Origin of the sequence: Paracoccus sp. (in: a-proteobacteria), from assembly GCF_047973135.1 — a bacterium.
Classification (GTDB): domain Bacteria; phylum Pseudomonadota; class Alphaproteobacteria; order Rhodobacterales; family Rhodobacteraceae; genus Paracoccus.
This window is the reverse complement of record NZ_JBKEBL010000098.1, coordinates 1-1,754: the sequence shown is the minus strand read 5'-3', so window position 1 is coordinate 1,754 and position 1,754 is coordinate 1. Positions and strand designations below refer to the sequence as shown.

1 protein-coding gene is annotated in these 1,754 nt (G+C 65.9%); it reads right to left on the bottom strand.

The window, feature by feature from the left end:
- Positions 1 to 1,754, bottom strand: a 1,754-nt coding sequence (locus tag ACK5L9_RS07980; RefSeq protein ID WP_416910940.1) for a hypothetical protein, incomplete at both ends; no start/stop codon positions are given.

Below are 1,754 nucleotides of genomic sequence, written 5' to 3'. Positions count from 1 at the left end.
CCGGATGCGCGCGAGGGCTTGCCGCAGCAGGCCGGGCGGATCGTCGCGCAGGTTCTGCGCCCAATCGGCATAAAGCTCGGCCACCATTTCCTCGGTCTGCCCGGCAGTGGGCAGGTCGGGATAGGCCGCCTCGACACGCGCGCGGATGGCGTCGTCGCCCCGCGCGGCCCGGACCAGCGCCCGCCATTCGTCGCGGGTAAAGAGGCCGTAATCCTTGCCCCACAGCCCGCCGTCGCGCAGCCCGTGGATGATCTCGTGATCCAGCGTATGCCGCCAGCCGCGCCCGCGATCATGGATGATGCGGATGACGCCGCGCAGATAGCTGCCGGTCGCCGCGCCCGCGCCGCCCGCTTCGGCCCGCACCTGCCCGGCAATGCCGATCCTTTCCAGTTCCGCCCGCGCCGCCGCGTTGATCGCGCGGGCGCGGGCCGGGGTCAGCGTCGGATCGGAATTGATTTCGGGGGCAAGTCGATCTATATTCGCGGTGTCGCTTTGGTCCCTGGGATCAAGGGAGTCCAACAGATCGGACGAGACTCTGGGCCCGGTTCTCTCCCAAAGCGGCGCTTTCCTGACATATTGGCCGTGCCGGATGGGCGTCGCTGTCCGGATGTCATAAAAGTCGCCGGATGGATGCGGTTCAAGCTGAATGATCAGCAATCCACGGGTTCCGGCGTCAAGAACCAGATCCAGAGCGCGCCCGGGACGAGGATAGATGGCGGAGAAGCCGCCCGCAATCGCCCGCACAAATGCCTCTACATCGGCGAAACCCATCCGGCGGATATCGTTGCCATGGCGCTGTTCGATATGCCTCTGCCCATAGCTGTCGTTTCCTGCCCGAAGCCGGATATTTCCGGCCTGCCGACCGATACGCCGCGCGATGTCGTCATCGATGCGCCCGAATGTAAGGCTTCCATCCGGCGCTCTTACGAAGTCGTGCTCATCCCCGAAGCGCGATTCCTTCGCGGCCTCCTGTTCGGCCTCGGTCAGCAACGCAGCCTCGATCCCGGCGATCTGTGCGGTCAGCCCGGCCAGTTCATCGGCCTGCGCGAAATCCTTTACTTCATCCAGCGATTTGCGCGCGGCCCCGACCGCCTTTTCACGGCGGGCGCGTTCGTCGCGATGGAAACCGAGGCGGCGTTCCGGTGCCGCAAGGGCGTATTCCAGCCGCCGGACAAGGCCCACCGGATCGTCGCTCCACCCGGCATCTGCGGTCATTTCGTCGTCGAAGCGGACAGAGAACCCGATCGACCTGTCCGCGATGCGATAGGTGGCCTCGATCGCGAAGCCGCCGATACTGCCGATGCGGCGATCCTCGAAGTGTTCCCCGGCTTTGGCCAGATCCCCCACCATCCGGAGCAGCGCCTTACCGGCATCCGCGCGGCTGTCGAAGGCATCGCGCCCGACAGTGATCGCGAATTTGTTGCCACCCAGATCGGGCAGGCTTGCCGCGACGGGTTCGATATGCGCGATCTTTTCGTTGTGGAACGCGATTTCGCGCCGGTTCCGCCTGATCTCGCCGCGCAGACGGGCACGCTGTGTCTCGACGGCACCTGCGCGGCGGCGCAGCTTGTCGCGCGCGGCCTTCATGTCGGTCAGTTCCAGCACGCGCGGATCCCGCGTCGTCATGGCCTTGGCCTGTTCGAACTGGCTGGCCTCGCCCAGATCCTCCATGTCGCGCTGCGTCGGATCGCCGCGATAGAAGGCCTCGATGAAGGCCGCCTTGCGCGCCATCATCTGCCACATGGTGGCGTCAT